This window comes from Methylobacterium sp. AC315 (assembly GCF_979253755.1).
This window is the reverse complement of the sequence record NZ_CEEDEA010000056.1, coordinates 1-1926: the sequence shown is the minus strand read 5'-3', so window position 1 is coordinate 1926 and position 1926 is coordinate 1. Positions and strand designations below refer to the sequence as shown.

Below are 1926 nucleotides of genomic sequence, written 5' to 3'. Positions count from 1 at the left end.
GAAACCTCCTCGCGGACGTCCGGCAGATGGCTCTCGACTCCCAAAACCGCAAGGGAACCTCTAACTCACTCCACTAGACTTCCGGTCGCACCCACTCCGCCACCTCAGCTTGCTCCCGACGCCGCTGTTGACCAAGCCAAGCTAATCAAGCATTTCACGGCAAGACGGCAGTTGGGATTACATTTGTTAATATTTATATCCGGCTATGTCTTCGGATAATTGAGCGAACCAGTTCGGCTATCTCTGCGGCAGTCCCATCGGCTAGGTCTCCATAGAAAGGTAAGCAAAGTACATTATTGGCAGCTTTGCGAGACTCCGGAATATCAACTACAGATGGAAGGTCGCGATATGGCTCGAAATCTGCGATAAGCGGGTGGAAATAACGTCTGGAAAATACATTATATTCTTTTAATTCTCTATATACACAATCTCGAAGCTTGTCGATTCGAACCGGGAAATATTGGTATGAACCCTCAACGTCGGAGCTGTATGTTGGTATGTCTACACCTGGAGTATTTGCTAATTCACGTGTATATATCTCTCGAACCGTCCGCCTCTCATCCATTTCGGCGCGATATCTATTGAGATTTAACAGTCCAAATAGTGCATGAAATTCGCTCATTTTTCCGTTCAGGCCGATTTCGTCAACAACATCCTCATTTTTTATCCCAAAGTTTCTATAGCTTTTCATTCTGTGTGCGTAATTGGTCTGATTACAGGTTACGCAACCGCCTTCAATTGTATTGAATAGTTTGGTCGCATGAAATGAAAATGCGCTGGCATCTCCGAAATCTGAAATTGGTCTTCCTGACAACTTAGATCCAAATGCGTGGGCGGCGTCGTAGATAATCTTTATATTGTGTTCTTCGCCTATTTGTTTGAGCTCTTCAACCTTGCAAGGAAATCCGTAAACATGTACCGCAAGAACGCAGCTTGTATTGCGCGTGATTTTTTTCCTTACCTCGTTCGGGTCGAGTGTCATATGAGCTGGTTCGATGTCCGCAAATACAGGCTTTAAACCTAAGGAAGCAATAGCATGCGTCGTAGCTGCAAATGAGAACGGAGTAGTAATTACTTCGGATCCTTGCGGTAATCTCATGGCATTGAGGGCAGCTAGCAAAGCAATAGTTCCATTATTAAATAATACAATTTCCCTCGCGCATAATGTTTCCTTAAGTTTCAACTCTAGTTCTTGATGTGCGCCTCCCATGTTTGTCACAATACCGCTTTGATAAATGCGCTCAATGCCCGAATAAACTTCAGAAATAGGCGGCAGTATCGGCTTTGTCACAAAGACCGGTCGTGAAAACGGGCGCGGTGTTGACATGATTCTCAGATTTCCCGTGAGTATTTAAGAGGGATTTCATATCGGGCCACATGTGAAAGCGAAATCAGATGTACCAGCTAATTTCTGCTACAGGAGGCTATTGCTCGGATAGTTATCTCTGCCTCAGATGAGCCTTCCAGCGTGGGGTGGTAGCGGCATGCGATCACCCGAACCCATTAGCAAATCTGTTAAGTTTGACAACTTTGTCAGAGCGGAGGGGTAGGCTTGCGGCTTCGGAAAATGGTGTGACCATGCGTGCCCCTGCCCTTGAGTCTCTCACCTCCAGGCTTACGGGGAATGCTTCTAAAGTCAGGGACAAAATCTTTTAGCCTGAGTTCGGCAGATGAGAGCACAGGCGAATGTGGTGAAGGCGACGTGGAGGGCTGCGCGCCGCTCATATCAGATGGCGAGGCGGCGGAAGCGGGCCAGCCATGTCAGCGTGCGCTCCACGATCCACCAGTAGCGCCCCAGGCGTTCGCTGCCCTCGATGCTGCGCCGGGCGATCCGCGGTGCGATGCTTCGGGGACTGTCAGGAATTTCGTGTGCGGGCGGCCATAGTGGATCCGATGGAGGTTCCCGATGGCACGACGCAAAGCACC

General features: G+C 48.8%; 1 protein-coding gene and 1 pseudogene. Both read right to left on the bottom strand.

What is annotated here, in order from left to right:
* Positions 1-193: 193 nt before the first annotated feature.
* Positions 194-1327, bottom strand: coding sequence for a DegT/DnrJ/EryC1/StrS family aminotransferase (locus AC0IY0_RS28655; RefSeq protein WP_471766463.1), 1134 nt, complete (start codon positions 1325-1327; stop codon positions 194-196).
* Positions 1328-1636: 309 nt separating this feature from the next.
* Positions 1637-1849, bottom strand: a pseudogene (locus AC0IY0_RS28650) (IS5/IS1182 family transposase); the annotation flags it as partial.
* Between the last annotated feature and the right edge of the window lie 77 nt (positions 1850-1926).

Bases quoted from the DNA above. Each gene is read 5' to 3' on its own strand.
- AC0IY0_RS28655 (WP_471766463.1), bottom strand. From the start codon at position 1,327: ATGTCAACACCGCGCCCGTTTTCACGACCGGTCTTTGTGACAAAGCCG.